Below are 26,317 nucleotides of genomic sequence, written 5' to 3'. Positions count from 1 at the left end.
GCCTTCGAGGAGTTTTGTCATGAGTGAGTCCCCAGCTGTCTACAGCGATCTGCACCTGCAGCCCATCGCCGGAGAATGGCGCGCCGGCGCCGCCGGTAAAACCCTGGCGGTGAGCAACCCGTTCGACGGCGCGCTGTTGCTGGAAGTGGCCCAGGCCAACCGCGCGGACCTGGATGCCGCCTATGCCAAGGCCGCCGTGGTGCAGCCGCAATGGGCGGCGCTCGGGCCGTCGGCGCGGGCGGCGGTATTGCATCAGGTGGTGGCGGTGTTCGACCGGCGCCGCGAGGAAATCGTCGACTGGATCATTCGCGAGTCCGGCAGTACCCGGCTCAAGGCGCAATTGGAGTGGGGCGCGGCGCGGGCCATCGCCCTGGAGTCGGCGTCGTTCCCGGCGCGGGTCCATGGCCGTATTCTCGAGTCCGATGTGCCGGGCAAGGAGAGCCGGGTCTATCGCAGCGCCCTGGGGGTGGTCGGGGTCATCAGTCCGTGGAACTTCCCGCTGCACCTGACCCAGCGCTCCATCGCCCCGGCGCTGGCCCTGGGCAACGCGGTGGTGGTCAAGCCGGCCAGCGATACGCCGGTGTGCGGCGGCCTGCTGCTGGCGAAGATCTTCGAGGAGGCCGGCCTGCCGGCGGGCGTGCTCAGCGTGGTGGTGGGGGCGGGCAGCGAGATCGGCGATGCCTTTGTCGAGCATCCGATTCCCTCGCTGATCACCTTCACCGGTTCGACCCCGGTGGGTCGTGGCATCGGCCGTATCGCCAGCGGCGGCGCGCACCTCAAGCATGTGGCCCTGGAGCTGGGCGGCAACAGCCCGTTCGTGGTCCTGGCCGACGCCGATCTCGAGCAGGCGGTGAACGCGGCGGTGTTCGGCAAGTTCCTGCACCAGGGGCAGATCTGCATGGCGGTCAACCGGATCATTGTCGACGACAGTCTCTACGACGCCTTTGCCGAGCGCTTCGTCGAGCGGGTCAAGGGGCTCAAGGTCGGCGATCCGCAATCGATCGAGACGGTCATCGGCCCGGTGATCAATGAGCGGCAGTTGCAGGGCCTACGGGAGAAGATCGAACTGGCCCGCCGCGAAGGCGCCGAGCCGCTCTACGAGGGCGGGGCCCAGGGCAACCTGCTGGCGCCTCATGTCTACGGCGAGGTCAAGGTCGACATGGACCTGGCGCGCAATGAAATCTTCGGCCCGCTGGTGGGGCTGCTGCGCGCGCGGGACGAGGCCCACGCCCTGGAACTGGCCAACGCCAGCGAATTCGGCCTGTCCAGCGCGGTGTTCACTCGCAACCTGGAGCGCGGGGTGAGCTTCGCCCGGCAGATTCGCGCGGGCATGACCCATATCAACGATATCCCGGTGAACGACGAGGCCAACGCGCCCTTCGGTGGGGAAAAGAACTCGGGGCTCGGGCGCTTCAACGGCGACTGGGCGATCGACGAATTCACTCGCGATCACTGGATCAGCGTGCAGCACTCGGCGCGTCGTTATCCCTTCTGATGCGTTGAGCTGACGATATCGCCCGGTCTTTGCCACAAGACAGACCGGGCATTTTTGCAGCCGATAGGAGGCGGGCCTGGAGCGGCCTGTCGGGGAACGGCTGCGCCTATGCAAAGCGGAGAACAATAATAATGAACACCCCTCACTGCATCCTCGCGCGCTCGCTGGCCGCGGCTTCATTGGCACTGGGCACGGGCCTGCCGGCCTGGGCCGAAGAAGGCGGCTTTTTCAAAGACGCCAAGACTGACCTGGTGCTGCGCAACTATTACTTCAATCGGGATTTTCGCGACCCGGGGGCGGCCAAGAGCAAGGTCGAGGAATGGGCCCAGGGTTTTATCCTCAAGTTCAATTCCGGCTACACCCCGGGTGTTGTCGGGTTCGGCCTGGACGGCATCGCCATGTTCGGCGTCAAGCTCGACAGTGGGCGTGGCACCAGTGGTTCCGAGCTGCTGCCGGTGCATGGCGACGGGCGCGCGGCGGACAACTATGGTCGCGCTGGCGTGGCGGCGAAAATGCGCATTTCCGCCACTGAACTGAAAGTCGGCGAATTGCTGCCGGACATTCCGCTGCTGCGCTACGACGATGGTCGGCTGCTGCCGCAGACCTTCCGTGGGGCGATGCTCGATTCGCGGGAAATCGCCGGGCTGGGGTTGCAGGCCGGGCAGTACCGTTCGGTGAGCCTGCGCAACTCCTCGGACATGCAGGACCTCTCGGCCTGGGCCGCGCCCGGGGTGACCTCCGACGGCTTCACCTATGCCGGCGCCGAGTACCGCTTCAACCAGCAGCGCACCTTGATCGGTGCCTGGCATGCGCAGCTGGAAGACATCTATCAGCAGAGCTACTTCAACCTGCTGCACAAGCAGCCGGTGGGCGACTGGGTGCTGGGGGCGAACCTCGGCTATTTCATCGACAAGGATGACGGCCAGGCGCGTATCGGCGAGATCCAGAGCCGCACCGCCTATGCCTTGCTCTCGGCCTCCACCGCCGGGCATACCCTGTACCTGGGCTTGCAGAAGGTCAGTGGCGACAGCCCGTGGATGTCGGTGTATGGCAGCAGCGGCCGGACCCTGGGCAACGACATGTTCAACGGCAACTTCAGCAATGCCGACGAGCGTTCCTGGCAGGTGCGTTATGACTACAACTTTGCCGCCATGGGCGTGCCGGGGTTGTTGGCCATGGTGCGCTATGGGCATGGCGAGAATGCCACGACCAAGGCCGGGAGCAATGGCAAGGAGTGGGAGCGGGATACGGAGGTGGGGTATACCTTTCAGAGTGGGAGTCTGAAGAATCTCAGTGTGCGGGTGAATAACGCTACCAATCGGCGCAGCTTTAACAGCGACTTTGATCAGACTCGGGTGATTGTCAGCTATCCGTTGTCGTTCTGAACCTTCCAGCTCCGTCGCGGGTAGGCGCGGCCGGTCGACGCTCGATTGTCCACGATGATGTCTGTTTTGGCGCTGCCGTTTTGATGGCGTACATGTCATGGCAGGCACGTTTGCAGGCTTCTGTAGGAGCGAGGCTTGCCCGCGATGGCGTCCGTGCTGGCGCTGCATTTTTTGGACGGTGTACATATCCATTCCTGCGGTAACGGCGGCTTAGGGTTCCGCCCTTACGGCGGCTCACTTTTGAAAAGCGCAAAAGTAAGCAAAACGCTCTTGCCCCACCACTCGGTGCCTCGCCTAGGCTCGGTATACCCTCACTCCGGCATTGATCCGTGGGCCGCCGCCACAGGCCATCCATGGCCTGGGGCGGCTAACCCGGCATCCCTGCCGGGTTACCCACGGCTCAATGCCTGCGTTCGGCCATCGTGGTTAACGGGGCTTTCAGATCAAAAGCAAGACGGCGGCCTGCCGGCCGGCCTGGGGCTGAGTCGCTCCCTGTAGCCGCTGCCGAGCCTGCGAGGCTGCGATCGACCCCGAAGGGGGCGCAGGATCTTGAGGGAAGGCCTGCGGCCTTATCGCAGCCTTCGGCAGCGGCTACAGGGGGGGCGTGTACTGTGAGGCAGTAGGTCGCGCATCTTCTGTAGGAGCGAGGCTTGCCCGCGATGGTGTTGGTGAGGTCGCTATCATCGGCACTCCGGTATCCGCATGCCGCCAACGCAAGGCTTGCGGTACTATGGCGGCCCACGTTTTCTGGAAGTTGCCTGGATGAGTAAGCCCGGTCAATTGGTGCTGGTCGCGCTGCGCAAGATGATCGCCTCGGGCGAGCTGGCGGCGGGGGAGCGGTTGATGGAGATTCCGACGGCGGAGTTGTTCGGGGTGTCGCGGATGCCGGTGCGCATGGCGTTTCGTACCTTGGAGCAGGAAGGCCTGCTGGTGCGGTTTGGCGGGCGTGGGTTCCAGGTGCGTTCGGTGAGTGCCGAGGACATCGCCGGCGCGGTCGAGGTGCGGGGTGTGCTCGAGGGGCTGGCGGCGCGCCAGACCGCCGAGCGCGGTTTGTCGCAGGAGGCGCGGGCGGCCCTTGAGTTGTGCCTGGCCCAGGGCGACCAGTTGTTCGCCAAGGGTTATGTGACCGAGGACGACCTGGAGGTCTATCACGACCTCAACATGCGTTTTCACCAGGTGATTGTCGAAGGCAGCCACAACCCGGCGATCGCCGATGCCCTGGCGCGCAACGATCATCTGCCGTTCGCCTCGGTGACCGCGCTGGCGGTGGATCGCCAGGACATGGCCCGCGAATACCGGCGCTTCAACTACGCCCATATGCAGCACCATTCGGTGTTCGATGCCCTGGTCAATCGCCAGGGCGCGCGGGCCGAGGCGATCATGCGCGAGCACGCCAACGCCACCCTGCGCTATGCCGAGATCTTCAGCAGCGCGGCGGCGGACGAGCGGATGAAGGTGATTCTCCGCCCCGCCTGAATCCCTTCAGATATCCAGCACCAGCAGCGGCGTTTTCGAGCGCGAGCAGCAGGGGGTGAACTGGTCGTTGCGCGCCTGTTCGTCCTCGGTGAGGAACAGGTCGCGGTGCTCCGGCACCCCCTCCAGCACCCGGGTCAGGCAGGTGCCGCAAATCCCTTGCTCGCAGGACATGGCAATGTCGATGCCATGGCTCTCCAGGACCTGCACCACGCTCTTGTCCGCTGGCACCGCAAAGACCTGGCCGCTGCTGGCGACCTTTACCGAGAAACTGCCATCGGCGCGGGTGTCGACGGGGGTGGCGGCGAAGTACTCGCGATGCAGGCAGGGCTCCTGCCAGCCCGCAGCCTTGGCCGTGTCCAACACGTGCTGCATAAAGCCGCCGGGACCACACACATATAGATGAACGTCGTTGCGCGGCGTGGCCAGGACCTTGGCTGCGTCCAGCGTTGTCTCGGGTTCCTGGTCGAAATGCAGGAACACCCGGTCGGCAAAAGGCGAGCTGCATAGACGCTGGACAAAGGCTGCGCGCTCCCGCGAACGGGCGCAGTAGTGCAGCTCGAAATCCGCGCCGCTGTGGGCCAGGCGTTCGGCCATGCACAGGATCGGGGTGATGCCGATGCCGCCGGCGAACAGCAGGCTGCGCCGGGCTTCATGGGCCAACGGAAACAGATTGCGCGGCTCGCTGATAGTCAGCCGTGTGCCGGGGTGGATCTGCTCGTGCATGGCCAGCGAGCCGCCCCGTGAGGCCGGGTCCTTGAACACGCCGATCAGGTAGCGATGGCGTTCTTCGGGGTGGTTGCACAGGGAGTATTGGCGGATCAAGCCGCCGGGCAGGTGCACATCGATATGCGCGCCGGCGCTGAAGGCCGGCAGCGGGCTGTCATCGGCACTGGCCAGCTCGTAGCTGCAGATGTCCTGGGCTTCGTCGTTACGGGATACCACCACCACATCGTTCATCGTCGGTCCTCCGAGTGCTGCCGCCCGTGGCGGTCACTTCTGTTTCTTTTGTTGGGTAAAAGGCTGGGTAAAGGGCAGGGCGCGGCACCGGTGAAATGCCGCGCAGGATCAGGCCGTGGCCGTGGCGATCAGCTGCGCTTCGCCGGCGCGTTCCTGGGCGATCAGGCGCTCCAGCACCCGCCGCGACTGCACGCCGCCGGCGTCGATATTCAGCTTGAGCAGGTTGCGCGTGGGATGGGCGAGCAGGTTCTGTTGCTGGCGTTCGAGCATCTCCAGGTCTTCGCTGAAAATCTTGCCCTGGCCTTCGCGAATGTTCGCGGTCAGCGCCTCGTCCTTCGGGTTGAAGTTGCGCGCCATGCCCCAGAAATACCAGATCGAGGTGTCGCTTTCCGGGGTGATGAAATCCACCACTATGCTCGACGCCTTGGACTGCGCCGGCGCGTCATAGCCGCCTTGGCCGGCATGGGCCACGCCGACTTCGATCAGCACATGGCTGGGCGGGGTGAAGCGGCAGATCTGCCAGCGGTCCACCGGCACGTCGTCGGCCAGGCCGTTGCCGCGCAGGGCCATGCGCCAGAACGGCGGGGCCATGATGTTTTCCATATGCCGCGCGGTGACTACTTCGTTGCCTTCGACCCTGGTGGTCGGCGGCGCCTCGTCGATTTCCTTCTGGCCGATGCTGGAGGCGTGGACATAGGTTTCGTGGGTCAGGTCCATCAGGTTGTCGATCATCAGGCGGTAGTCGCACTGGATGTGGAACAGCCCGCCACCGTAGGCCCACTCATCGCTGACCGCCCATTCCAGATGATGGATCAGCGCCGGGTCGGCCAGCGCCTGGTCGCCGGGCCAGACCCAGATAAAGCCGTAGCGCTCGACCACGGCAAAGGTCTTGTTGCAGGGGAAGCCGCGCACCCGTTGCCCGGGCATTTCCACGGTCTTGCCATCGCAGCCCATCACCAGGCCGTGATAACCGCACACCAGGTTGCCGTTTTCCACATAACCCAGCGACAGCGGCGCACCGCGATGGGGGCAGAAGTCCTCGACCGCCGCGACCCGGCCCTCCAGGCCACGATAAAACACCATCTTCTCCCCGCAGATCTGCCGCCCCAGGGGCTTGTCGGCGATTTCATCGGGGGTGCAGGCAACGTACCAAGTGTTCTTTGGGTACATGGAAGGCTCTCCAGGCGAGTGATTGTTTTTATTTAATGGATCCATTAGAGGGGCGGCGGTGTTTGAGTGTCAACGATAAAGGCGCGATTTTAGGTGGATTTATGGGCGATTATCGGACTTCAAGTTGTGGTCTTCGTTTTTAATGGATCCATTTGTAAGTGTTGTAAAACACTCCCAATGGAAAGAACGTCAGCGATGAAGGTGGGGGATGTCGACGTTCGTCGACCCGAACTGTCGAGCGGGAAGCCGCTCATGCGGCGGCATCTCTTGGGGGGAAATCGCTGGGGGGCAGGCCTTGGTTACTTCATGGGGGGAAGCCGAACGCCTGCTCTTCCAGGTTGGCCTGGATCAACTCGGCCAATTGCCGGGTGGCCGGCGTAAGGTCCTTGCCGCCGCGGTGAAGCACATAACCCAGGGTCGGTACCGCGGGTAAACCGGGCATGAGGGCGAGATGGCTCGGCAGCCCGATGCGGGTGCGCAAGGTCAGCCCCAGCCCGGCCGCCACGGCCGCCCAGATGCCGGCGACGCTGGGGCTGGTCAGGGCGATCCGCCAGGGAATATGCGCCTCGTCCAGGGCCTGGGTGGCGGCACTGCGCAGCACGCACGGGGCATCGAACAGGATCAGCGGCAGTGGCGAGTCCGCCGGCAGCGGCGGCATGTCGCGCGCGCCGATCCAGTGCATCTGGGTTTCGCCCAGGCGGGTGGCATGGGGCGATGGCTGCCCCGTGTCCCAGGCCAGCGCCAGGTCCAGGCCGTCGCTGTCGATCAGGGCAAGCAGTTCGGCATTGCGCGCGATCCTGACTTCGAGATTCACCCGTGGGTAGGTCTTGACGAAGCGCCGGAGGATATCGCTGAGAAAGTGCTCGCCAAAGTCCTCCTGCAACCCCAGGCGTATCGTCCCGGCGGTCTGCTGTTCATGCAGGGTCTGGAAAATGCTGTCGTTCAGTTCCAGGAGCCGGCGGGCATGGCTGAGCAGCGACTCGCCGGTGGGCGTCAGGGCCAGCCCTCGACCGGACCTGGCCAGTACCGGCGTGCCGATCTGCTCCTCGAGTTTCTTGAGCTGGGCGCTCACCGCGGAGGTCGAGCGGCCGAGCCGATCCGCCGCCTTGGCGAAGCTGTTGAACTCCACGCCGGTGACAAAGGTACGCAGTACATCGAGATCGAAGGTCGGACGGCGCATTCGAATAGTCCACTGATTCGGGATTGTGGCTTCCATTAAATCCAATATTCGGGATGGTTTCGAGTTGATATTTTTCTCCCGTCATTGGGTTATTCAACGAGGAAGCATCATGGATACAGCGATGGGGCAGGGGCGAGAGCCTGAGTACGCGCAAAAATTTGCCGACCTGACCAGGGACGTACTGTTCAGCGATATCTGGCAGCGTACCCAGCTGTCGGCTCGGGAACGCAGCCTGGTGACGGTGGCGGCGCTGGTGGCGTTGTACCGCCTGGAGCAACTGCCGTTTCATCTGCAGCGGGCGCTGGACAACGGCCTGGGGCGCGACGAGTTGGCTGAGGTGATCACCCATCTGGCGTTCTATTCCGGCTGGCCGACAGCCGCCTCGGCGCTGAAGGTGCTCAGCGATCTACAGGGTTCCAGCCTCGGTTTGCAGGAGTAAGCCTTTATGCCCTTTGCCCGTATTTCCTTGCACCGCGGAAAGTCCGCCGAGTACCTGCAGGCCTTGTCGCAGGGGCTGCACGAGGCGCTGGTCGAGCGTTTCGAAGTGCCGCTGGCGGACCGCTTCCAGATCATTCACCAACATGAAGCGGGCGAGCTGATATTCGACCGCGATTATCTGGGCGGCCCGCGCAGCCATGACTTTGTGCTGATCGCGATCACCGCCGGCCGCCCTCGATCGGTCGAGACCAAACGGCGTTTCTATCGCGACCTGGTCGAGCGGCTGGGCCGGGCGCCGGGCATCGATGCCGAGGATGTGATGGTGGTGATTACCACCACCGAGGCAGAGGACTGGTCGTTTGGCGGTGGGCGGGGCAATTAGCCTGCCTATGCGTTTCTGGTATCAGCCCTATCCAACGGATCGAAGCGCTCGCTCGTGTCCATGCGGATATTTCGCAGGCCCAGGGTTTTCAGGTGCGATGGGTACAGAGACTCGGAAAAATAGCTGATCAGGAGCGAGCGCCGGCGTGCGCCGCTCGCGTTCAGGCTGCCGGCATGCAGCAGATCGACATCGAACACCAGGATGTCGCCGGCGGCGCCTGAAAGCTGCACGGACCGCGACTCGTCGCTGAAGTCGAATGGCGGCGCTGCCGGATCGGGACGATGGCTGCCGGGGACGATGCGGGTGGCGCCGTTCTCGGGGCCGTAGTCGTCGAAAAAAGCCAGGGCGTTGGCTATGTCGCCTGGCCGTTGGGCTGACAGGTCGCGGTGCAGCTGCTGATGGCCGCCACCGGCCAGGGGCTCGCGCCCTTCCACCTGGGAGAGAAAGAAGCGTTCCCCAATCAACTCACCCACCACCGCCAGCACCTGCGGCAGGCGACACACCGCCTGGACCTTCGAATCGGCGTCCAGCAGCGAATGGCGCCAGTCCATGCCACGGGGCACGGGCCATTGGTTCGACGACAGCACGCCCGCATCGAACGCGGCCCGCAGGTCATCCAGCCACTCGGCCGGGATCGCCTGGCGCAGCAGCACGTAACCCTGTCGATGGAGTTGCTCGCGGTCAGTCATGGTTTTCTCGATTTCCTTATCAGCAATGCGTCCTGTGGAGCGGCCTGGGGCAATAACCGGTCAGTGATCAAGCGTAGCTTTAGCGAGTCCAGTGAGCGGGGCGAACAGGTTTTGTTGGAGAGGTTGTCACCATGCTGGCCCCAGACACGTATTCCCTACGCCTGGAAGAAGCGCCCGGGACGGCAGGGGGCAAGGGCAGGGGATGCCGTGCCGTCGATAATCTCCTCGCTGGCCAGGCGGCCGACTATCGCCGCCAGCGTGACGCCAGGGTGCATCGCACACACATACACGCCGCCGATATTGGGTAGATAACCGATGATGGGCGTGCCATCGACCGGCATGGGCCTGAGGCCGACACAGGCCGACTCCAGCTCGATGGAAGTAACGCCGTGGAGTTGGTTCCGGATGGCCTGGGCGGTTCGTAGCGCTATCGCGGCTGGCTGGTTTTCCAGCGCGTCGTCCAGGTAATCTTCCGCCGCCAGTAGCCTGCCGTCCGTGCCTTGCTGCACTTCCATTTCCGGGTTGGAGATGATCGTGCGCACGAGGTCGGGGGGTGAGGCGTAGCGGATGAATAGGGCTGGGGAGGCCGCGATTGGAAGGGGCAGGTTCAGCTGCGCGGTCAGTTGGGTGATGCCCGTCCCGGCGGCCAGCACCACAATGTCGGCCTCAAGGCTGCCCCCTGTGGTTTCGACGCCCGTCACCTGTGTACCCTGGGTGGTAAAGCCGAGCACCCGAGTCTGGGTGAGCAGCTGGGCGCCATGAGCCTGGGCACCGGCAAGCAACGCATGGGTGGCTTGCACGGCGTCCAGCGCGCCTTCTTCGGCGGCATACCAGGCTTGCTGCGGGGGATGCTTGAGGTTGGGCTCGAGGTCGAGGATCTGTGAGCGCGACACCCGGGTGGCCGAAGGCGGGTTACCTGAGGCTTGCGGCTCTTCACTTGGGCTTACGCCGTAGGACAGGGCGCCGCTCCAGCGCACCTTCAGGCCAGGCAGCTCGGTTTCGAGCCTGCGGTACTCCTGGATGGCCGCGCCGCGCAATGACGCGATGGGATCGGGCCCGCTGTGGGAGGTGTTGATCCAGGCGAATGAGCGTCCCGTCGCTCCAGACGCTACGTCTTCAGCCTCCACCAGGATGACCTGTGCGCCTTTGCCTGCCAGGTGATACGCCAGGGACGCGCCCACTATGCCGGCGCCAATGACCACGACTCGCTTGTTTACCGCCTTGCCCATACCAACCTCCGTGTTGTCGAGCTGGTGAGGGCAGGGCATCCGGATGAACTGATTTCCTGAGAACCGAACGGCCCGCTTCGCCACCTCCCTGTTATTTCTTGCGCACTGCTATTTCTTGCACTCCGCCAACACCACTTTGCAGGTGCCGGGCGTGCCGCCGGAGCGGCCGGCATAACGGATGCAGTTATTCAGGGATTTCTGGCGCGCCACACCCAGGGTGGAACCCCAGGCCAGGCCGCCTTCGCCGGAAGTGGGGAGCGCTTTGGCGTAACAGTTTGAGCCGATGCTGGCGGTCGAATAACGATACTGGGCGGCTTTGCTTGAACATCCCGCTATCAGCGCCAGGTTGATGGCGAGCAGGGAAAACAGGATCCATGACGAGTAGTTGCGTACTGCTGTTCTGGTCATTCCAGTTCCCCTGTATCAAGACGGTAAGAACGTGTTTGCAGTGTTGCTGTATTCAGCTTAGAGGGTATCGCGCCTGGCCTTGGAGCCGTCTGGCGGAGTGGATGCGTTTGGCCCTGCCTTACGTCGGTTGCCATCCGTTTTTGCCTGATTGCCCTCATGGGTGTTGCGGCCAATGATCCTGGATTTCGTACCACGAAGCCTTGAACGCCACCTGAATGTGTTTCTGTTTATCGGCGGTGAAGGGCGTATCCAGGGTGCCCAGGGCGATCGAGATCCAGTCGGCGTGTTCGCCCTGGTCCCTGGACCAGAACAGCGACGAACCGCATTGGCCGCAAAACTGGCGCAGTACCGACTCGGAGGATCGATAGGACTGGAGGCTCTCGGCCCCCTGAACGATGTGCAGATCACTGCGCAACACACTGCCATAACTGGCGAACGCCGCCCCATGGCTCTTCCGGCACTGGCTGCAATGGCAGTGGGAAAGCGCCTTGGGGCGGGACGAGAGCTGGTATTTGACGGCGCCGCACAGGCAGCTGCCCTGGAAGGTGTCAGTCATTTAAGGGCGCCCCTTGAAACGAAAGGGCGCCCATTTAAGCAGTCGGTGTCGGGGATGTCGAACGGTTGAACCCACAACCAAAAGCGGACGTTCAACCTTCTCACTAACAGACCGCGAACAGCGTTAACGATGAAAACTGCGCACGGCGGTTCGAATGTGGGCTTTAATGCCCGGGCTTATATGCAGCCCCATGAGCTTCGACTCCATACGAAGGTGGATGCGCCTGATGGCGGGTTCAGGCTGCTGTGCACTTGTCTCATTCAAGGAAGAAATGACATTGAAAATAGCTTTCGGCGCCCTGTTGTTGACCTGGCTGGCTACTACCGCACTCGCTGACGAGAACCCTGTCGGCTTCCAAACTTCCATACTGGCGGACTCGCACAATGGGCGCGCACTGGAGATGGTCGTCTGGTACCCCAGCGCAACTACCGCAGCCACGCAGATGATTGGCGATGATGTGGTGTTCGTCGGGGCTCCTGCCGTCCGTGACGCGCCGCCCGCTGCTGGCAAGCATCCATTGTTGGTGCTCTCCCACGGGTACAGAGGTAACTGGAGCAACCAGATCTGGCTTGCCAGTGCCCTGGCTCACAGGGGTTACATCGTCGCCGCACTCAATCACCCTGGCACCACCACTCATGACCTTAGCCCTCAAGCCGCGGCGCAGTTATGGCAGCGGCCCGTCGATTTGCGCCGAGTCATTGACAGGGTCACGACTCAACCTGAAAAGTTCGGCTCGGTCGCCAATGGCCGAATTGCAGTAGTGGGCCATTCACTCGGCGGTTGGACCGCCCTGGAGATCGCCGGTGCTCGTTTCGATCCAGACCGCTTCGCCCAGGAGTGCAAAGCCCACCCGCAGTTATCAAGTTGCACCAACTATGGAAAGATAAAACCCGTAAGCACCTCGGAATCAAAGGCCGCGTTGGCCGCCGATTTGCGCGATAAACGCGTCACTGCCGTGGTTGCATTGGACTTGGGCTTTTCGCGTGGCCTGACTGATGAAAGCCTGGCCGCGCTGCCGGTACCAGCGCTGGTGATCGCTGCCGGCGCGCCGTCGCACGACCTTCCCGCTGAGTTGGAGTCTGCCAACCTGGCCAAACGCCTGCCTTCGGCGTCAAGCCGCTACGTCGAAATCAGCGACGCAAGCCATTTCAGCTTCTTGTCGGTATGCAAACCTGGCGCGGAGGTCATGCTCGAAGAAGACGTACCAGGCGATGGCATCATTTGCCGGGATGGTGACAGCGCTCGCCCGCGTGAGGTGATTCAACAGCAGGTTGCAGCGCTGATAGCCGAGTTTCTTCAGTCATCCATCGACAAAGAAGACAGTTTGTAGACTCGTGGTGCGGGAGCTGCCGCAGTTCAACAAAAAAACTGGAGCAGTTTCAACACCCGTGCAATCTGGCGGATCGGTTGAATCCACAGCCCAAGGCGGAGGTTGTGCCGGGATGGCGACCCGCCATTCATTCAAGGCAGGTTTCAGGCGTCGCCGGCAAGCTATCGAGAAACGCGGCAATCTGCCGGGCACCGCGCAAGTGCAGGGTAGGAACCAGCGGGCCTATGGCCAGGCGCACCGCCTCGATACCCGGGCGGTAGCCACGGTCGAAATTCCACACGAAGTTCAGGAAGGTCAGGAATGCCCGGTCGAGCTTTTCCGTGCAGCCTGCGGCAAGGTCAGGCCGGGGACGGTTCATCAGGCTGCGGATGATCACCCGGGTGAAACAGGTGAGCCGCGGGGTATCGAGCCAGATGATCAGGTCGGCACGGGGCAGGCGAAGGTCGAAGGTGCGCCGGGCATAGTTGCCTTCACACACCCAGGCAGCCGGTGCGACCGCTGCGCGGACCCGTTCGCGGAACTGCTCGGCGTCGGGTTCTACCCAGCCGGGCTCCCAGAACAGTGTGTCCAGGTGGACCACGGGCAGGTTCCGGCGCTTGCCGAGGGCGCGGGCGAGGGTGGACTTGCCGCTCCCGGCATTACCCAGAATTACAATCCGTTGCATGGGAACTTCCTGTCGCAAAAAAGCCGGCGATTGTGCAGGTTTTGCGGCGCCAGTTAAAGGCGGATGGCGGGGGCGACCGCACCAGGAATGAAATGTGTGGTTCCTGAAGCCGAGCGCAGGATATCGATCCCTCCTTGTCCGCATTGGCTGTTCGTTCCGGCCGATTCCTGCCGGCCATGAAAAACCGACTTCGACCCTTTGTCGCCTGTCGGCAGCTCTCGCCTTTCAGGGGTGTCTACTGCTAGTGAGGCTCTGTAGGTACAGAGAGGAGAGCGCCATGAGCAATGAACAGGTGGCACCGGAAACCAAAGGTGTTGCAGTGCAGGTACTGGCAACCATTGACCTGGGTCCCGAGATCGAGGGGATGGCCGGGCGCCAACTCAGAATGCGTCTGGTGACCATCGAGCCTGGAGGTGTATTCGGGCCGATTCACAACCATAAAGACCGGCCAGGCGTCGTCTACATACTGGAGGGAACCATCACAGACCATCGCAATGGCCTCGACACGGACTATGGCCCGGGGCTGGGCTGGCCCGAGGACAGGGACACCACGCACTGGCTCGAGAACCGAGGAACGGTTCCGGCGCGGGAGATCTCGGTCGACATTGTCTGGCAAGAGTAAGTCCGGGCCGAACATCGATAGGGGCGGGCCCGAGGAGCGGTTCACTCAAGGCTGGTCATTCCCCGCGCCCGCCGCCCCATTGGCCGCCCCATTGGTCGGATCGCCCTCGGCCAGCATGCGGACCAGGACTTCCCGTTCCTTCACCCCAGGCACCAGGCCGCGGGTCTGGCCTTCCAGCACGGTGATGCCGTTTTCGTTGGTCATGCTGATGGCCGCCGTGGCCCGGCCTTGGTCGTCCAGCGCCTGGATGACCCAGTGGCAGGTGATGGTGTCGCCGGCATACACCGGTTGCTTGAACTGGAAGGTCATGGCCGAGGCCAGCCAGCCGATCTGCCCGCCGATTTCGGTGAGCAGGCTGGCGGTCAGCAGGCCATGGGAAACCGGAGCCCTGAAGCGCCGGGCCGCGGCGAACTCGGCATCGAAATGCACCGGGTTGTAGTCGCGGGAAACAGTGGCGAAGCCCTGGATGTCCGCTTGCGAAAAGCAGCGGGAGAGGGTGAAGCGATCACCTGCCCGAAGCCCTTCGGCGGCGCGCTGTCTGAAGCTTTTCATTGGGGTTCCTCGTCCTTGTGTTTATTCGGCGGGAGTACTGTATTCGAGCCTTTTGGATACCCGTGGAACATACAGGCTCAGCGCAGAACCTGCTCGATCAACAGCAGCACGGCGATGACGATCATCAACGCCCCCGAGAGGCGGCTGACCGCTCGGGCGGCCACTGGGCGGGTCCGCAGCACGGCGCGGGAGCCGAACCCCACCAGCAGGTAGATCACCGCGCAACTGAAGGCATGCAGCAGCCCCAGCGCGACGATCTGCAGCGGCACCGGCCAGGCCGCCAGCGGGTCGGTGAATTGCGGCAGCAAGGCCAGGAACAGCAGGAACACCTTGGGGTTGAGGCCGCTGACGCAGGCGCCCTTGAGTGTCCAGCGGGTCCAGGACGCCGAGGCCTGGGCCTCCCCGGCGCGCGGCACGGACGGGTTCCGGAGCATATTGATACCCAGCCAGAGCAGATAGCCGGCCCCACCCACGGTAAGCAGCGAAAGGGCCAGGGGATTGCTGGCGATCAATCCACCGACACCGGCGGCCACGATCACAGTGGCCAGCAGATGCCCGATCAACAGGCCCGCCACCGCGGGTATCACCACCCGCCCGAACAACCCCGCCGATATCGCGTAGGCCCAATCCGCCCCGGGCGTGATCACAAACAGCAACGACACCGCCCAGAACGCCGCGAAAATACTCAGGCTCATGGCTGTCCTGCCTTGTGCTGCTGGGCGAATGCTGTTCCTGGCCTGTCGACGGTGGGGTTAATCGGGGAGGGCATGGTGCTTTCTCGCAAAGATCGGGTTTGCGGAAAGATTAATGAAGTGTGGTTGGAATATTTTCTCTATTATTCCAGCCTGAATAAGGTTTTCGGGTAGATCCTTCCATATGGACAGAATTGATCAGAAGATTCTTGCCGAGCTGCAGGCGGACGGGCGTTTGTCGGTGACCGAACTGGCGGAGCGGGTCGGCCTCAGCCTGTCGCCCTGCCATCGTCGCGTGCGGGCCCTGGAGGAGTCGGGGGTGATCCAGGGCTATCGCGCCCAGCTCTCGCCCAGCGCCCTGGGCCTGACGTTTTCGGCGATGGTGTTTGCCACGCTGCGCGAGGGTGACCACCAGGCGGTTGCCGCCTTCGAAGCGGCGCTGGTGCCGATCCCGCAGATCGTCGAGGCGCAACGGCTGTTTGGCGAGCCGGACTATCTGTTGCACGTGATCACCCGCGACCTGCCGGCCTTCCAGCAGCTTTACGATGATCGCCTGTCCAAACTGCCCAACGTCCAGCGCCTGACCTCGACGCTGGTGATGAAACGGGTGATTCAGGACCGTTCGCTGCCGCTGTGAGGCGCGCTGACGAATAGCTCAAACACTTCAGGGAGATAGCAATGCGTGAACGAAAATCGGCGAGGTTGCTGGTCATCAACCCTTCGCGAAAGGTCCTGCTGTTCCGCTTCCTGCACAAGGAAGGGGCGCTGGCGGGGGATGACTATTGGGCCACGCCCGGTGGCGGGCTTGAAGGGGCAGAAACCTTCCAGCTTGCGGCGGTCCGTGAACTGCACGAGGAGACCGGTATCCGGGTCGGCACGGTCGGAGAACCGGTGGCCGATCGCCGGTTTCCCATGCAGCTGCCCAGCGGCGAGTGGGTGACCTCCGTCGAGCAGTATTTTGTCGTGCACGCGCCGGACCAGCCGCTCTCCCGTGCGGGCTGGACCTCGTCCGAGGCCCAGGTGATGGCCGATCATCGCTGGTGGTCGGCCCACGATCTGCGATCCACCGAGGCCATCGTCTGGCCGGAGTCACTGGTGGAGATGCTGGAAGAGGCGGGGGTGTTCGAGCCGTCCTTGTAGCGGTTTTTCCAGCGGGCTAATCCTGGCTTAATCCCGCGCCATTGAGATCGCGCGCAGCCGGGTTTTTTCGGCGACCTGTTTATGCGATTGGCGCAATTGTAAGAGCGGCTTTCCACCTCTAGACTCCAGCCCATGAAACGCTACCTGCGGTTTTGTCTTGTCTTCCTGATCAGCCTGGCGCTTCCCCTCAGCGGGATGGCGGGCGTCCAGGCGCCGACCGAACCTTGCCCGATGAAGACCCAGGGCATGGCGATGATGGACGACATGGGCATGGACTGCTGCAACGACATGAAAAGCCCGGCCGAGCACGGCAAACCCTGCAAGCCGGGCCAGGAATGCAAGACCGGCGGCATGCTGCAAGTCTCGATCGTCAAGCCTGCCGTGACCCTGAGCCACCCGGTTGTCCTGTTTTTCTCCAGCTATTTTTTGCCCGCGCAAAGCCCTTCCGGGGTGTGGCGACCGCCCCGGGCCTGATTCCTGTACCACACTGAGTCCCATCGCCTATTGAGGCGATGGCATATCTGCGCGCATGTCTGAAGAGTCGCGCAGGGATTCATCACAGGAATCGTCAACATGAACCCCAAGTGCTATTGCACCGGCTGGTCCCTCGTGGCCGGCCTGGCGGCAGGCGTGCTGGTATGGCCGAGCCTTGCTGGCGCCTTGACCCTCGATGAGGCGTTGCGCCTGGCCGAGAACAACGCGCCGTCGCTGAGCGCCCAGGACGCGAAAATCCAGGCCGCCAGCAGCGCGGCCATCCCCGCCGGCGAGCTGCCCGACCCCAAGCTGTTGCTGGGGGTGCAGAACTACCCCATTGGCGGCCCGGATCGCTGGCGCCTCGACCAGGATTTCATGACCATGCAGATGGTCGGGATCCGCCAGGAAATGCCCAACAGCGACAAGCGCAAGGCACGCGTCGAAGTCGCCGCCGGGGCGGTCGAGCGGGCCGCCGCCGAGCGTCGGGTGGAGCTGCTGAACGTGCGCCAGGCCACGGCCCTGGCTTGGATCGGCAGCTATTCGGTGGAGCGCAAGGCGGCGCTGCTCCAGGACTTCTACGAGGAAAACCGCCTGCTGGGCGCCACCGTGCGCGCACAGATCGCCGGTGGCCGCGGGTTACCGGCGGATGCGGTGACGCCCCGCCAGGAAGCCGCGCAACTGGCCGAGCGCGAGGACGAACTGATCAGCCAGCGGGCCCAGGCCCGGGCCGCGCTCAAGCGCTGGATCGGCGCCGCCGCCAACGACCGGCCCGTGGGACGTCTGCCCGAGTGGCCGGTGGACAGCGCAGGCTACGTGCACAAGCTGCAACACCACCCCGAACTGGCGGCGTTCGCGCCCATGACCCGCGAGGCGCAAGCCAGGGTGCATGAGGCCGAGGCCGACAAGCAGTCGGACTGGAGCTGGGAGCTGGACTACCAGCGCCGTGGCCGGGAGTTCGGCGACATGGTCAGCGTGCAGTTTTCCTGGGACCTGCCGTTGTTTCCCGGCTCGCGCCAGAACCCCAGGATCGCCGCCCGGCAGGCCGAGCTGAGCCAGCTGGAGGCCGAACGCGAAGCCCTGTCCCGGGAGCATGCCCAGCAGCTGGAAGCGCAGTTGGCCGACTATGAGCGCCTGGATCGCGCGGTGCGCCGCAACCAGCAAAGCCTGGTGCCGCTGGCCCGGGAAAAGGTCGACCTGAGCCTGGCCAGCTATCGCGCCGGCAAGGGCGACCTGGCGGCGGTGGTCGCCGCCCGCCGCGAACTGATCGAAGCCCGCCTCAAGCAGATCGACGTCGAGGAGCAGCGCGCCCTGACCAACGCGCGCCTGTATTTCGCCTATGGGGAGAGTGCGCAATGAATTCGCCGATCTGGAAAGTCGCTTCGGTGGTCGGCGTCTCGCTGGCCCTGGGAGTCGCGGGTGGTTACTGGCTGGCCCAGCCGCGCAGCGGCGAAGCGCTGGCGGTCGGGCAGGAGGCTGCGGCCGAGCCCAAGGCGCTGTATTGGTACGACCCGATGTACCCGCAGCAGAAGTTCGACAAGCCGGGCAAGTCGCCTTTTATGGACATGCAACTGGTCCCACGCTACGCCGAGGGCCAGGGAGCCCAAGGGGATGGCGCGGCAGTGCGCATCGACCCGGGGCTGACCCAGAACCTCGGCCTGCGCCTGGCCAGCGTCACGCGCGGGGTGTTGGCCAGCAGCGTCGAGGCCGTCGGGGTGCTGGCGTTCAACGAGCGCGAGGTGGCGGTCGTTCAGCTGCGTACCGCGGGTTTTGTCGAACGGGTGTATGCCCGGGCCCCGGGGGATCTGCTCAAGGCCAACGCGGCCCTGGCGGATATCCTGGTGCCGGAGTGGGCGGCCGCCCAGGAAGAATTTCTCGCCCTCAAGGCCAGTGGCGATGCCGCTCTGCTGGCGGCCGCCCGCCAGCGATTGCGCCTCAGCGGCATGCCGACGGCCTTGATCGCCCAGGTCGAGCGCAGTGGCAAGGTCCAGCCGAACCTGACCCTGACCAGCCCCATCGGCGGTGTGCTGCAAGAGTTGAATGTCCGCCAGGGCATGACCCTGGCCGCCGGCGAGACCCTGGCCCGGGTCAACGGCTTGAACAGCGTCTGGCTGGCGGTGGCGGTTCCGGAGTCGCAGGCCGGCTCGCTGGTCAGCGGGCAGGTGGCCGAGGCTCGTTTGCCGGCTTTTCCCGGGGAGGTGTTCGCGGGCAAGGTCGACGCGATCCTTCCGGAGGCCAATGCCGATAGCCGCACGCTGCGGGTGCGGGTCGAGTTGCCTAACCCGCAAGGTCGGCTGCGGCCGGGCATGAGCGCCCAGGTCAGCCTCAAGCGTTCGACCCGGCAACCTCTGCTGTGGGTGCCCAGCGAGGCGGTGATTCGCACTGGCCGCCGGGCCCTGGTGATGCTCGCCGAAGACGGGGGGCGCTATCGCCCGGTGGAGGTGCAGCCAGGGCCGGACAACGCGGGCCAGACGGCGATCTTGCAAGGCCTGGAGGAGGGGCAGCAGGTGGTGGCGTCCGGGCAGTTCCTGTTGGATTCGGAAGCCAGCCTCAAGGGCATTGTCGCCGCTTCGTTGGCAGAGCCCGCAGTGGTCCTGCATGAAGCCGAAGGGCAGATCCTGGCCATCGACAGTCAGGAAGTCACGCTGGCCCATGGTCCCTTCAAGAGCCTGGGCATGCCGGCCATGACCATGACCTTTCCTCTGGCCAATCCCGGCCTGATGCAGGGCCTCAAGGTGGGCGACAAGGTGCGGGTGGCGCTGAGCCAGAGCGGCAATGAGCTGCGGGTCCAACGCCTGGATAAAACGGGGAGCCAGCCATGATCGCGGCCGTGATTCGTTGGTCGGTGGCCAACCGTTTTCTGGTGTTGCTGGCGACCCTGTTCGTCAGCGCCTGGGGTGTCTGGTCGGTACAGAGCACGCCGGTCGACGCGCTGCCGGACCTGTCGGATGTACAGGTGATCATCCGCACGCCGTATGCGGGGCAAGCACCGCAGATCGTCGAGAACCAGGTGACCTATCCGCTGGCCACCACCATGCTTTCGGTGCCCGGGGCCAAGACCGTGCGCGGCTATTCGTTCTTCGGCGACAGCTTTGTCTACGTGCTGTTCGAGGACGGCACCGACCTGTACTGGGCCCGCTCGCGGGTGCTGGAGTACCTGAGCCAGGTCCAGAGCCGCCTGCCGGCCAGCGCCAAGCCGACGTTGGGGCCGGATGCCACCGGGGTTGGCTGGATTTTCCAGTACGCCCTGGTGGACCGCAGCGGCGGGCATGACCTGGCGCAACTGCGCGCCCTGCAAGACTGGTTCCTCAAGTTCGAGTTCAAGACCCTGCCGAACGTCGCGGAAGTCGCCACCGTGGGCGGCATGGTCAAGCAGTACCAGGTGCTGCTCGATCCGCTGAAGCTGGCCAGCCTGGGCGTCACCCAGGCCGAGGTTGGCGCGGCGATCGGCAAGGCCAACCAGGAAACCGGTGGCGCGGTGCTGGAGATGGCGGAGACGGAGTTCATGGTGCGGGCTTCCGGCTACCTGAAGAGCCTCGCTGACTTTCGCGCGATCCCGCTCAAGCTCGGGGCGGGCGGGGTGCCGGTGACCCTGGGCGAGGTTGCGACTGTCCAGCTCGGCCCGGAAATGCGCCGCGGTATCGGCGAACTCGACGGCGAGGGCGAGGCCGTGGGCGGCGTGGTGATTCTGCGCAGCGGCAAGAACGCCCGGGAAACCATCGCCGCGGTGAAGACCCGCCTCGAAGAGCTCAAGCGCAGCCTGCCGGCCGGCGTGGAAATCGTCACCACCTACGACCGCAGCCAGCTGATCGACCGCGCGGTGAGCAACCTTGGCCACAAGCTGCTGGAGGAGTTCATCGTCGTCGCCCTGGTGTGCGGGATCTTCCTCTGGCACCTGCGTTCCTCCCTGGTGGCGATCATCTCCTTGCCGATCGGCGTGTTGATCGCCTTTGTGGTGATGCGCCAGCAGGGGCTCAACGCCAACATCATGTCCCTGGGCGGCATTGCCATCGCGGTCGGGGCCATGGTCGACGCGGCGGTGGTGATGATCGAGAACGCCCACAAGAAACTCGAGGCCTGGCACCAGGCCCATCCCGGACACACCCTGCAGGGCGAGCAGCGCTGGCAGGTGATCACCGCGGCGGCGACCGAGGTCGGGCCGGCGCTGTTCTTCTGCCTGTTGATCATCACCCTGTCGTTCATCCCGGTGTTCACCCTGGAGGCCCAGGAAGGGCGGTTGTTTGGTCCGCTGGCGTTCACCAAGACCTATGCCATGGCCGCGGCGGCGGGGCTGTCGGTGACCCTGGTGCCGGTGTTGATGGGCTACTGGATTCGCGGGCGGATTCCCAACGAGCAGCAGAACCCGCTGAACCGTGGGTTGATCCGCCTCTATCAACCGGCCCTGGACGCGGTATTGCAAAGGCCCAGGGCGACCTTGCTGGTGGCCTTGCTGGTGTTCCTCAGCGCGCTATGGCCGCTCTCGCGCCTGGGGGGCGAGTTCCTGCCGCCGCTGGACGAGGGCGACCTGCTGTACATGCCTTCGGCGCTGCCGGGGCTGTCGGCGCAGAAGGCGGCGCAGCTGCTGCAACAGACCGACCGGCTGATCAAGAGCGTGCCCGAGGTCGAACATGTGTTCGGCAAGGCTGGCCGCGCGGAAACCGCCACCGATCCGGCGCCCCTGGAGATGTTCGAAACCATCATCCGGTTCAAGCCCCATGAGCAGTGGCGCCCCGGCATGACCGCGGAAAAACTGGTGGCCGAGCTGGACCGGGTGGTGCGGGTGCCGGGGCTGACCAATATCTGGATTCCGCCGATTCGCAACCGTGTGGACATGCTCGCCACCGGCATCAAGAGCCCGATCGGGGTCAAGGTGGCCGGCAGCGACCTGCGGCAGATCGATGCGGTGACCCAGGCCGTCGAGCGGGTGGCCAGGGAGGTGCCCGGGGTCAGTTCGGCGCTGGCGGAGCGCCTGACGGGGGGGCGTTACATCGACGTGGATATCGACCGCCAGGCGGCCGCGCGCTACGGCCTGAACATCGCCGATGTGCAGTCGATCGTCAGCGGCGCCATCGGCGGGGAAAACATCGGCGAGACCGTCGAAGGGCTGGCCCGCTTCCCGATCAGCCTGCGGTACCCCCGGGACTGGCGGGACTCGCTGGGGGCTCTGGAGCAGTTGCCGATCTACACCCCGCTGGGCAGCCAGATCACCCTCGGCACCGTGGCCAGGGTCAGGGTCAGCGATGGTCCGCCGATGCTCAAGAGCGAGAACGCCCGGCCTTCGGGCTGGGTGTATGTCGATGTGCGGGGGCGGGATCTCGCCTCGGTGGTCGCCGACCTGCGCCGGGCGGTCAGCGAGCAGGTGCGCTTGCAGCCGGGCATGAGCCTGGGCTATTCCGGGCAGTTCGAGTTTCTCGAACGGGCCAATGCCCGGCTCGCGTGGCTGGTGCCGGCCACCTTGCTGATCATCTTCGTGCTGCTGTACCTGACCTTCGCCCGCTTCGACGAGGCCTTGCTGATCATGGCCACGCTGCCGTTCGCCCTCACGGGCGGGGCGTGGTTTCTCTACTGGCTGGGGTTCAACCTGTCGGTGGCCACCGGCGTCGGTTTTATCGCCCTGGCCGGGGTGTCCGCCGAGTTCGGCGTGATCATGCTGCTGTACCTGAAGAACGCCTGGGCCGAACGCCAGGAGTCCGGCGAGGGCAGCGAGCGCGGGCTGCTCGCGGCGATTCGCGAAGGCGCGGTGCAGCGTGTGCGCCCCAAGGCCATGACCGTGGCGGTGATCATCGCTGGCCTGTTGCCGATCCTGCTGGACAGCGGCACCGGCAGCGAAGTGATGAGCCGCATCGCCGCGCCCATGGTCGGCGGCATGCTCACCGCGCCCTTGCTGTCGCTGTTCGTCATCCCGGCGGCCTATCGCCTGATGCGCCGCCGGCACCTTCCTGTTGTCTCCCACACTCAAGGAAAAAACCTATGAAACTGATCCAGATCGCATTCACTGGCACCCTGGCCACGCTGTCCCTCGCCGCCTACGCGCAGGACATGCCCGGCATGAAAATGGACGACATGAACATGAACGGCATGCCGATGAAGCAGGAAGCCCGGCAGGCTCGACAGGCCACTGCCGAGGGCACGATCAAGGCCATCGATACCGCGAAGCAGCGGGTGACCATCGCCCACGGCGCCGTCCCCGCCGTGCAATGGCCGCCGATGACCATGGCCTTTGCCGCGACTGCGCAGCAGCTGCAAGGGCTGGCGATCGGCGACCGGGTGACCTTCGTATTCCACCTGGAAGGCGGCGCGGCCACTATCGTTTCCATCAGGAAGTAAAACCGTGAGGCCGGCATGTGCAGGCATGCCGGCCTCGCGCTCATTATTCACAGCAGCGCCGTCGATTCGTTCCTCTCTCTACCATCCAACAGAGGGAACGCCCGATGAACAACACCGAACTCAGCCACCTCATCCTCAGCGACCACTCGCGCATCGAGGCCGCCATCAGTACCGGCGCGGCCTGGGAAGTCTGGTTCCAGGTCGAGTTTCTGATGCTGCTGCGCGCAGCGCACCTGGGGGTCGCTCGCGAAGTGCCTTACCCACCGCCGAACCAGGCCTTGCACCTCGACGTGCTGGCCCGGCACAACGTCGAGAGTTATGCCATCGAAGTGAAAGTCGAAAGCGCTACCAATGCCGGCAACAAGCTGTTGGCGGAAACCCGCAAGGACATCGAGAAGATTGCCAAATACACCGAGCCGGTCGATGCCCGCTGGGTGGTTTCCCTGGCCTACAGCGACGTGGCCAAACACTCGTTGCGCGGGTTCACTGTGCAGAACAATGGCCATGCCATCTACCATGAGTCCGGCGCGATCGGCTGCATGATCGTCACGGTTTGACCCCTCGCCGGCGACAGGAGGACCCACGGCCCTCCTGTCGCCGGGTTGGTTTTTCCAGGGCATGCCCTGACGCTGAGGACGGTCAGGCCAGCCTCAAAGACGATCCGCATCGATCACCGCCTGGGCGAACGCCCGCGGGTCTTCCTGCGGCAGGTTGTGGCCGATGCCGCCGCTGATCAGGCGGAACTGGTATTTGCCGGTGAAACGCTTGGCGTAGTCCGCGGGGTTCGGGTGCGGCGCGCCGTTGGCATCGCCTTCCAGGGTGATGGTCGGCACGCCGATGGCCGGGGCCATGGCCAGTTTCTGCTCCAGCGCGGCGTAGCGGCTTTCGCCTTGAACCAGCCCCAGGCGCCAGCGGTAGTTGAACACCGTGATGTCGACATGGTCGGGGTTGTCCAGGGCCTTGGCGCTGCGCTCGAAGGTGGCGTCGTCGAACTTCCATTGCGGCGAGGCCAGCTGCCAGATCAGCTTGGCGAAGTCGTGGGTGTTTTTCTCATAGCCGGCGCGACCGCGATCGGTGGCGAAATAGAACTGGTACCACCACTGCAACTCGGCCTTGGGCGGCAGCGGGTTCTGCCCGGCCGCCTGGTTGCCGATCAGGTAGCCGCTGACCGACACCAGCGCCTTGACCCGCTCCGGCCACAGCGCCGAGACGATGTCCGCCGAACGCGCGCCCCAGTCATAACCGCCAAGCACCGCTTGCTTGATCTTCAGTGCATCCATGAAATCGATGACGTCGCTGGCCAATGCGGCCGGCTGGCCATTGCGCAGGGTTTTCGCCGACAGGAAACGGGTATCGCCGTAGCCGCGGGCATAGGGCATCAGTACCCGATAACCCTTGGCCGCCAGCAGGGGCGCGACCTCGTCATAGCTGTGAATGTCGTACGGCCAGCCGTGCAGCAGAATCACCACCGGGCCGTCGGCGGGGCCGGTTTCGGCGTAGGCCACGTCCAGCAGCCCGGCGTTGACATGCTTCAGCGGGCCGAACGGCGAAGGGGCGGCATAAGTGGTGCCGCTGCCCGCGTCGGGTTGCGCCGCTGCGGGCGTCTGCGCCTGGGCCGTGCCGAGGAGGCCGAACAGGCTGAGGGCCAGGATCGACGCGCCGATGGTGTGGTTGCGCAGTGTCATCTTCATGCTGATCTCTCCATTGGATTGCAAGCCGTGGGGCGGGGGACCTGGCTGATCCCCTTCAACCTGGGTTGCATTTGACGGCCGCGACGTATCTGGCCTGTGTCCGGATCCCGGGGCGGATGCAAGCGCGTGTACCGGGGAGGGCGGTAGATACAGTGCGATACATGACGTAGCCCGCGAGTCCTCGCGGATAGCCGTGGCAGGGCACGAAGCCGTTCGTGTGTCCGGTCCGGCGACGGTTTTCGGCCGCGCCGTGGCCCCGTCGGACGCTTTGCTCGGAGGCAATGTCTGCTGCGTGGGCAAATTTCCATTGCCAGATCCGGGTCATTGGAGGTAGTTTGTAAAACGATTTAGTAAAACGTTTTACTAAACTCGTGAAAATGTCGCAAAACAACAACAAAAGAGAACAGCCTCATGCCTCTGACCCGACGTCGCTTCGTGCAGTGTGCCGCCCTCAGTGCCGGCGCACTGGCCCTGCCTTCCATCGCCCGTGCCGCCCCTTCGGTATTGCGCTTGTCCTCGACCATGACGGCGGACGAGAACTCGGCGCACTACCTGTTCTACCAACGCCTGGCCGAGAACCTGAAACAGTCCGTGGGCGACCGTATCCGTATCGATTTTTTCCCCAACGGCCAACTCGGCAAAGAGGCCGATGTGGTGCAACAGGTGCGCCTGGGGTCGATCGACCTGATGGTCTCCGGGAGTTCGATCTGGGCCACGGCCCTGCCGGAACTGGCGCTGCTGGACCTGGGGTTCCTGTTCGACAGCTACGAGCATGTCGCCCGCTCCGTGGATGGCGGCGTCGGCGAGATCTACAACGGGCTGCTGCGCGAGCGCACCGGTTGCTCGGTCGTGGGCTGGGGGGCGCATTTCAGCGCGCGCAGCGTCTATACCAAGCCGCCGATCAAGGATCTCGAGAGCATCAGGAATACCAAGCTGCGGGTCCTGCCGACCCAGGCGTTCATCGAAACCTTCAAGCTGCTGGGCGCGATCCCGACCCCCATTGCCTTCAATGAGGTCTACACCGCCATCCAGACGGGGGTGGTGGAAGGCTTCGAACACGATGCCGCCAGCGTACTGGCCAACAAGCTCGCCGAAGTGGTGAGCCACTGCTGGCAGACCGACCATTTGTTCAGCCCTTGCATTGCCGTGATCGGCAAGCGCGGGCTGGCGAAGATTCCCGCCGACCTGCAACCGGTGTTCATGGCGGCTGCCCGGGAGGCCAGCGTGTCCCAGCGCCGGGCGGCCGCGATCAAAGGCGCCGAAGCCATCGCCGCGCTGGGCAAGGGCGGCATGACCTTCTTCCCCATGGCTGACGCCGAGCGCGCCAGCGTCCGTACCCTCATGCGCGACAAGCTCTGGCTGCCATTCACCCGGACCACGCCATCCATGGCTTCGGTGCTGGGGCTTATCGACGCGGCCAGGGCGTGATCCAGGCCCGCCCCCATAACAAGAGGAGACAGACA

Annotated in this window: 27 protein-coding genes; 16 read left to right on the top strand and 11 right to left on the bottom strand. The window is 64.4% G+C overall.

Translation table 11 applies throughout. The annotated features are described in order from the left end of the window. The first annotated feature begins 19 nt into the window (after positions 1–19). From NRG23_RS06165 to NRG23_RS06155, 3 genes are all read left to right on the top strand, one after another. The gene (locus tag NRG23_RS06165; protein WP_257374022.1) at positions 20–1,495 is read left to right on the top strand and encodes an aldehyde dehydrogenase family protein; all 1,476 of its coding nucleotides are present in this window, start codon (positions 20–22) and stop codon (positions 1,493–1,495) included. A gap of 131 nt (positions 1,496–1,626) precedes the next feature. Continuing rightward, positions 1,627–2,880, top strand: a complete 1,254-nt coding sequence (locus NRG23_RS06160; protein WP_257374021.1) for an OprD family porin — start codon at positions 1,627–1,629, stop codon at positions 2,878–2,880. Positions 2,881–3,642: 762 nt separating this feature from the next. Then, complete coding sequence (locus NRG23_RS06155; RefSeq protein WP_009048558.1) at positions 3,643–4,356, top strand: GntR family transcriptional regulator; 714 nt, start codon at positions 3,643–3,645, stop codon at positions 4,354–4,356. Between the two features lie 6 nt (positions 4,357–4,362). Here the strand turns inward: NRG23_RS06155 and NRG23_RS06150 are convergent, their stop codons facing one another. From NRG23_RS06150 to NRG23_RS06140, 3 genes are all read right to left on the bottom strand, one after another. Beyond that, positions 4,363–5,313 carry a PDR/VanB family oxidoreductase gene (locus tag NRG23_RS06150; protein WP_257374019.1) on the bottom strand — a complete coding sequence of 317 codons (951 nt, stop codon included), beginning with the start codon at positions 5,311–5,313 and terminating at the stop codon, positions 4,363–4,365. 108 nt (positions 5,314–5,421) lie between these two features. Then, positions 5,422–6,483, bottom strand: coding sequence for an aromatic ring-hydroxylating dioxygenase subunit alpha (locus NRG23_RS06145; RefSeq protein WP_257374018.1), 1,062 nt, complete (start codon positions 6,481–6,483; stop codon positions 5,422–5,424). Between the two features lie 304 nt (positions 6,484–6,787). Beyond that, positions 6,788–7,663: a LysR substrate-binding domain-containing protein gene (locus NRG23_RS06140; RefSeq protein ID WP_257374017.1), complete on the bottom strand. Its 876-nt coding sequence runs from the start codon at positions 7,661–7,663 to the stop codon at positions 6,788–6,790. Between the two features lie 109 nt (positions 7,664–7,772). Between NRG23_RS06140 and NRG23_RS06135 the strand changes: the two genes are divergently transcribed. Both NRG23_RS06135 and NRG23_RS06130 read left to right on the top strand, forming a co-directional pair. Next, complete coding sequence (locus NRG23_RS06135; RefSeq protein ID WP_036985561.1) at positions 7,773–8,102, top strand: carboxymuconolactone decarboxylase family protein; 330 nt, start codon at positions 7,773–7,775, stop codon at positions 8,100–8,102. A 6-nt stretch (positions 8,103–8,108) separates the two neighbouring features. Continuing rightward, positions 8,109–8,483 (top strand): tautomerase family protein, encoded by a 375-nt coding sequence (locus NRG23_RS06130; protein ID WP_009048563.1) that lies wholly within the window; start codon positions 8,109–8,111, stop codon positions 8,481–8,483. A gap of 5 nt (positions 8,484–8,488) precedes the next feature. Here NRG23_RS06130 and NRG23_RS06125 read toward each other — a convergent pair whose 3' ends face one another. From NRG23_RS06125 to NRG23_RS06110, 4 genes are all read right to left on the bottom strand, one after another. Continuing rightward, positions 8,489–9,172 carry a phytanoyl-CoA dioxygenase family protein gene (locus NRG23_RS06125; RefSeq protein ID WP_257374016.1) on the bottom strand — a complete coding sequence of 228 codons (684 nt, stop codon included), beginning with the start codon at positions 9,170–9,172 and terminating at the stop codon, positions 8,489–8,491. A gap of 155 nt (positions 9,173–9,327) precedes the next feature. Next, entirely contained in the window at positions 9,328–10,401 is a 1,074-nt protein-coding gene (locus tag NRG23_RS06120; RefSeq protein WP_257374014.1) for an FAD-binding oxidoreductase, read from the bottom strand. Between the two features lie 108 nt (positions 10,402–10,509). After that, on the bottom strand, positions 10,510–10,809 hold the full coding sequence (locus tag NRG23_RS06115) for a hypothetical protein (protein ID WP_009048566.1): 300 nt from the start codon (positions 10,807–10,809) through the stop codon (positions 10,510–10,512). A 154-nt stretch (positions 10,810–10,963) separates the two neighbouring features. Beyond that, positions 10,964–11,365, bottom strand: coding sequence for a GFA family protein (locus NRG23_RS06110; RefSeq protein ID WP_028682351.1), 402 nt, complete (start codon positions 11,363–11,365; stop codon positions 10,964–10,966). Between the two features lie 277 nt (positions 11,366–11,642). On the opposite strand from NRG23_RS06110, the gene NRG23_RS06105 reads away from it, so the two are divergent. Further along, on the top strand, positions 11,643–12,695 hold the full coding sequence (locus NRG23_RS06105; protein ID WP_028682352.1) for an alpha/beta fold hydrolase: 1,053 nt from the start codon (positions 11,643–11,645) through the stop codon (positions 12,693–12,695). A gap of 127 nt (positions 12,696–12,822) precedes the next feature. On the opposite strand, the gene NRG23_RS06100 is transcribed toward NRG23_RS06105, so the two are convergent. Next, on the bottom strand, positions 12,823–13,359 hold the full coding sequence (locus NRG23_RS06100) for an AAA family ATPase (protein WP_257374013.1): 537 nt from the start codon (positions 13,357–13,359) through the stop codon (positions 12,823–12,825). A 277-nt stretch (positions 13,360–13,636) separates the two neighbouring features. Between NRG23_RS06100 and NRG23_RS06095 the strand changes: the two genes are divergently transcribed. Then, on the top strand, positions 13,637–13,981 hold the full coding sequence (locus NRG23_RS06095; protein WP_009048570.1) for a cupin domain-containing protein: 345 nt from the start codon (positions 13,637–13,639) through the stop codon (positions 13,979–13,981). Positions 13,982–14,026: 45 nt separating this feature from the next. Here the strand turns inward: NRG23_RS06095 and NRG23_RS06090 are convergent, their stop codons facing one another. Then, positions 14,027–14,533, bottom strand: coding sequence for a MaoC family dehydratase (locus tag NRG23_RS06090; RefSeq protein WP_257374012.1), 507 nt, complete (start codon positions 14,531–14,533; stop codon positions 14,027–14,029). A gap of 77 nt (positions 14,534–14,610) precedes the next feature. Next, positions 14,611–15,228 carry a LysE family translocator gene (locus NRG23_RS06085; protein ID WP_257374011.1) on the bottom strand — a complete coding sequence of 206 codons (618 nt, stop codon included), beginning with the start codon at positions 15,226–15,228 and terminating at the stop codon, positions 14,611–14,613. Between the two features lie 181 nt (positions 15,229–15,409). On the opposite strand from NRG23_RS06085, the gene NRG23_RS06080 reads away from it, so the two are divergent. The 8 genes from NRG23_RS06080 (at position 15,410) to NRG23_RS06045 (ending at position 23,720) form a co-directional block, all read left to right on the top strand. After that, entirely contained in the window at positions 15,410–15,862 is a 453-nt protein-coding gene (locus NRG23_RS06080; protein WP_025809349.1) for an Lrp/AsnC family transcriptional regulator, read from the top strand. Between the two features lie 41 nt (positions 15,863–15,903). Then, a complete protein-coding gene (locus NRG23_RS06075; RefSeq protein ID WP_101282297.1) occupies positions 15,904–16,365 on the top strand; it encodes an NUDIX hydrolase in 462 nt (153 codons plus the stop codon). 132 nt (positions 16,366–16,497) lie between these two features. After that, the gene (locus NRG23_RS06070; RefSeq protein ID WP_016704534.1) at positions 16,498–16,839 is read left to right on the top strand and encodes a hypothetical protein; all 342 of its coding nucleotides are present in this window, start codon (positions 16,498–16,500) and stop codon (positions 16,837–16,839) included. A 99-nt stretch (positions 16,840–16,938) separates the two neighbouring features. Continuing rightward, complete coding sequence (locus NRG23_RS06065) at positions 16,939–18,195, top strand: TolC family protein (protein WP_041990159.1); 1,257 nt, start codon at positions 16,939–16,941, stop codon at positions 18,193–18,195. Then, entirely contained in the window at positions 18,192–19,658 is a 1,467-nt protein-coding gene (locus NRG23_RS06060; RefSeq protein WP_257374007.1) for an efflux RND transporter periplasmic adaptor subunit, read from the top strand. Before NRG23_RS06065 ends, NRG23_RS06060 begins: the two co-directional genes overlap by 4 nt. Beyond that, entirely contained in the window at positions 19,655–22,810 is a 3,156-nt protein-coding gene (locus NRG23_RS06055; protein WP_257374006.1) for an efflux RND transporter permease subunit, read from the top strand. The genes NRG23_RS06060 and NRG23_RS06055 overlap by 4 nt, the downstream gene beginning before the upstream one ends. Next, positions 22,807–23,163 carry a copper-binding protein gene (locus tag NRG23_RS06050; protein WP_257374004.1) on the top strand — a complete coding sequence of 119 codons (357 nt, stop codon included), beginning with the start codon at positions 22,807–22,809 and terminating at the stop codon, positions 23,161–23,163. Before NRG23_RS06055 ends, NRG23_RS06050 begins: the two co-directional genes overlap by 4 nt. 104 nt (positions 23,164–23,267) lie before the next feature. Continuing rightward, positions 23,268–23,720 (top strand): hypothetical protein, encoded by a 453-nt coding sequence (locus tag NRG23_RS06045; protein WP_009048580.1) that lies wholly within the window; start codon positions 23,268–23,270, stop codon positions 23,718–23,720. A 93-nt stretch (positions 23,721–23,813) separates the two neighbouring features. Here NRG23_RS06045 and NRG23_RS06040 read toward each other — a convergent pair whose 3' ends face one another. Beyond that, positions 23,814–24,854 (bottom strand): alpha/beta fold hydrolase, encoded by a 1,041-nt coding sequence (locus tag NRG23_RS06040; RefSeq protein WP_257374003.1) that lies wholly within the window; start codon positions 24,852–24,854, stop codon positions 23,814–23,816. A 411-nt stretch (positions 24,855–25,265) separates the two neighbouring features. Here NRG23_RS06040 and NRG23_RS06035 point away from each other — a divergent pair, with 411 nt between their 5' ends. Continuing rightward, positions 25,266–26,282, top strand: coding sequence for a TRAP transporter substrate-binding protein (locus NRG23_RS06035; protein WP_038631911.1), 1,017 nt, complete (start codon positions 25,266–25,268; stop codon positions 26,280–26,282). Positions 26,283–26,317: the final 35 nt, after the last annotated feature.

Source organism: Pseudomonas sp. T8 (assembly GCF_024610635.1).
GTDB lineage: Bacteria > Pseudomonadota > Gammaproteobacteria > Pseudomonadales > Pseudomonadaceae > Aquipseudomonas > Aquipseudomonas chlororaphis_I.
Note: the sequence above shows the minus strand (reverse complement) of the source record. Positions and strands in the feature narration are given on the sequence as shown.

What these genes read in the sequence shown, in the direction of transcription:
- NRG23_RS06075 (WP_101282297.1), top strand. Translation starts at nt 15,904, where the DNA reads ATGCGTGAACGAAAATCGGCGAGGTTGCTGGTCATCAACCCTTCGCGA.
- NRG23_RS06110 (WP_028682351.1), bottom strand. Translation starts at nt 11,365, where the DNA reads ATGACTGACACCTTCCAGGGCAGCTGCCTGTGCGGCGCCGTCAAATAC.
- NRG23_RS06125 (WP_257374016.1), bottom strand. Translation starts at nt 9,172, where the DNA reads ATGACTGACCGCGAGCAACTCCATCGACAGGGTTACGTGCTGCTGCGC.
- NRG23_RS06130 (WP_009048563.1), top strand. Translation starts at nt 8,109, where the DNA reads ATGCCCTTTGCCCGTATTTCCTTGCACCGCGGAAAGTCCGCCGAGTAC.
- NRG23_RS06090 (WP_257374012.1), bottom strand. Translation starts at nt 14,533, where the DNA reads ATGAAAAGCTTCAGACAGCGCGCCGCCGAAGGGCTTCGGGCAGGTGAT.
- NRG23_RS06145 (WP_257374018.1), bottom strand. Translation starts at nt 6,483, where the DNA reads ATGTACCCAAAGAACACTTGGTACGTTGCCTGCACCCCCGATGAAATC.
- NRG23_RS06100 (WP_257374013.1), bottom strand. Translation starts at nt 13,359, where the DNA reads ATGCAACGGATTGTAATTCTGGGTAATGCCGGGAGCGGCAAGTCCACC.
- NRG23_RS06045 (WP_009048580.1), top strand. Translation starts at nt 23,268, where the DNA reads ATGAACAACACCGAACTCAGCCACCTCATCCTCAGCGACCACTCGCGC.
- NRG23_RS06140 (WP_257374017.1), bottom strand. Translation starts at nt 7,663, where the DNA reads ATGCGCCGTCCGACCTTCGATCTCGATGTACTGCGTACCTTTGTCACC.
- NRG23_RS06035 (WP_038631911.1), top strand. Translation starts at nt 25,266, where the DNA reads ATGCCTCTGACCCGACGTCGCTTCGTGCAGTGTGCCGCCCTCAGTGCC.
- NRG23_RS06070 (WP_016704534.1), top strand. Translation starts at nt 16,498, where the DNA reads ATGAAACGCTACCTGCGGTTTTGTCTTGTCTTCCTGATCAGCCTGGCG.
- NRG23_RS06065 (WP_041990159.1), top strand. Translation starts at nt 16,939, where the DNA reads ATGAACCCCAAGTGCTATTGCACCGGCTGGTCCCTCGTGGCCGGCCTG.
- NRG23_RS06095 (WP_009048570.1), top strand. Translation starts at nt 13,637, where the DNA reads ATGAGCAATGAACAGGTGGCACCGGAAACCAAAGGTGTTGCAGTGCAG.
- NRG23_RS06160 (WP_257374021.1), top strand. Translation starts at nt 1,627, where the DNA reads ATGAACACCCCTCACTGCATCCTCGCGCGCTCGCTGGCCGCGGCTTCA.
- NRG23_RS06135 (WP_036985561.1), top strand. Translation starts at nt 7,773, where the DNA reads ATGGATACAGCGATGGGGCAGGGGCGAGAGCCTGAGTACGCGCAAAAA.
- NRG23_RS06120 (WP_257374014.1), bottom strand. Translation starts at nt 10,401, where the DNA reads ATGGGCAAGGCGGTAAACAAGCGAGTCGTGGTCATTGGCGCCGGCATA.
- NRG23_RS06040 (WP_257374003.1), bottom strand. Translation starts at nt 24,854, where the DNA reads ATGAAGATGACACTGCGCAACCACACCATCGGCGCGTCGATCCTGGCC.
- NRG23_RS06150 (WP_257374019.1), bottom strand. Translation starts at nt 5,313, where the DNA reads ATGAACGATGTGGTGGTGGTATCCCGTAACGACGAAGCCCAGGACATC.
- NRG23_RS06115 (WP_009048566.1), bottom strand. Translation starts at nt 10,809, where the DNA reads ATGACCAGAACAGCAGTACGCAACTACTCGTCATGGATCCTGTTTTCC.
- NRG23_RS06055 (WP_257374006.1), top strand. Translation starts at nt 19,655, where the DNA reads ATGATCGCGGCCGTGATTCGTTGGTCGGTGGCCAACCGTTTTCTGGTG.
- NRG23_RS06050 (WP_257374004.1), top strand. Translation starts at nt 22,807, where the DNA reads ATGAAACTGATCCAGATCGCATTCACTGGCACCCTGGCCACGCTGTCC.
- NRG23_RS06165 (WP_257374022.1), top strand. Translation starts at nt 20, where the DNA reads ATGAGTGAGTCCCCAGCTGTCTACAGCGATCTGCACCTGCAGCCCATC.
- NRG23_RS06085 (WP_257374011.1), bottom strand. Translation starts at nt 15,228, where the DNA reads ATGAGCCTGAGTATTTTCGCGGCGTTCTGGGCGGTGTCGTTGCTGTTT.
- NRG23_RS06060 (WP_257374007.1), top strand. Translation starts at nt 18,192, where the DNA reads ATGAATTCGCCGATCTGGAAAGTCGCTTCGGTGGTCGGCGTCTCGCTG.
- NRG23_RS06080 (WP_025809349.1), top strand. Translation starts at nt 15,410, where the DNA reads ATGGACAGAATTGATCAGAAGATTCTTGCCGAGCTGCAGGCGGACGGG.
- NRG23_RS06155 (WP_009048558.1), top strand. Translation starts at nt 3,643, where the DNA reads ATGAGTAAGCCCGGTCAATTGGTGCTGGTCGCGCTGCGCAAGATGATC.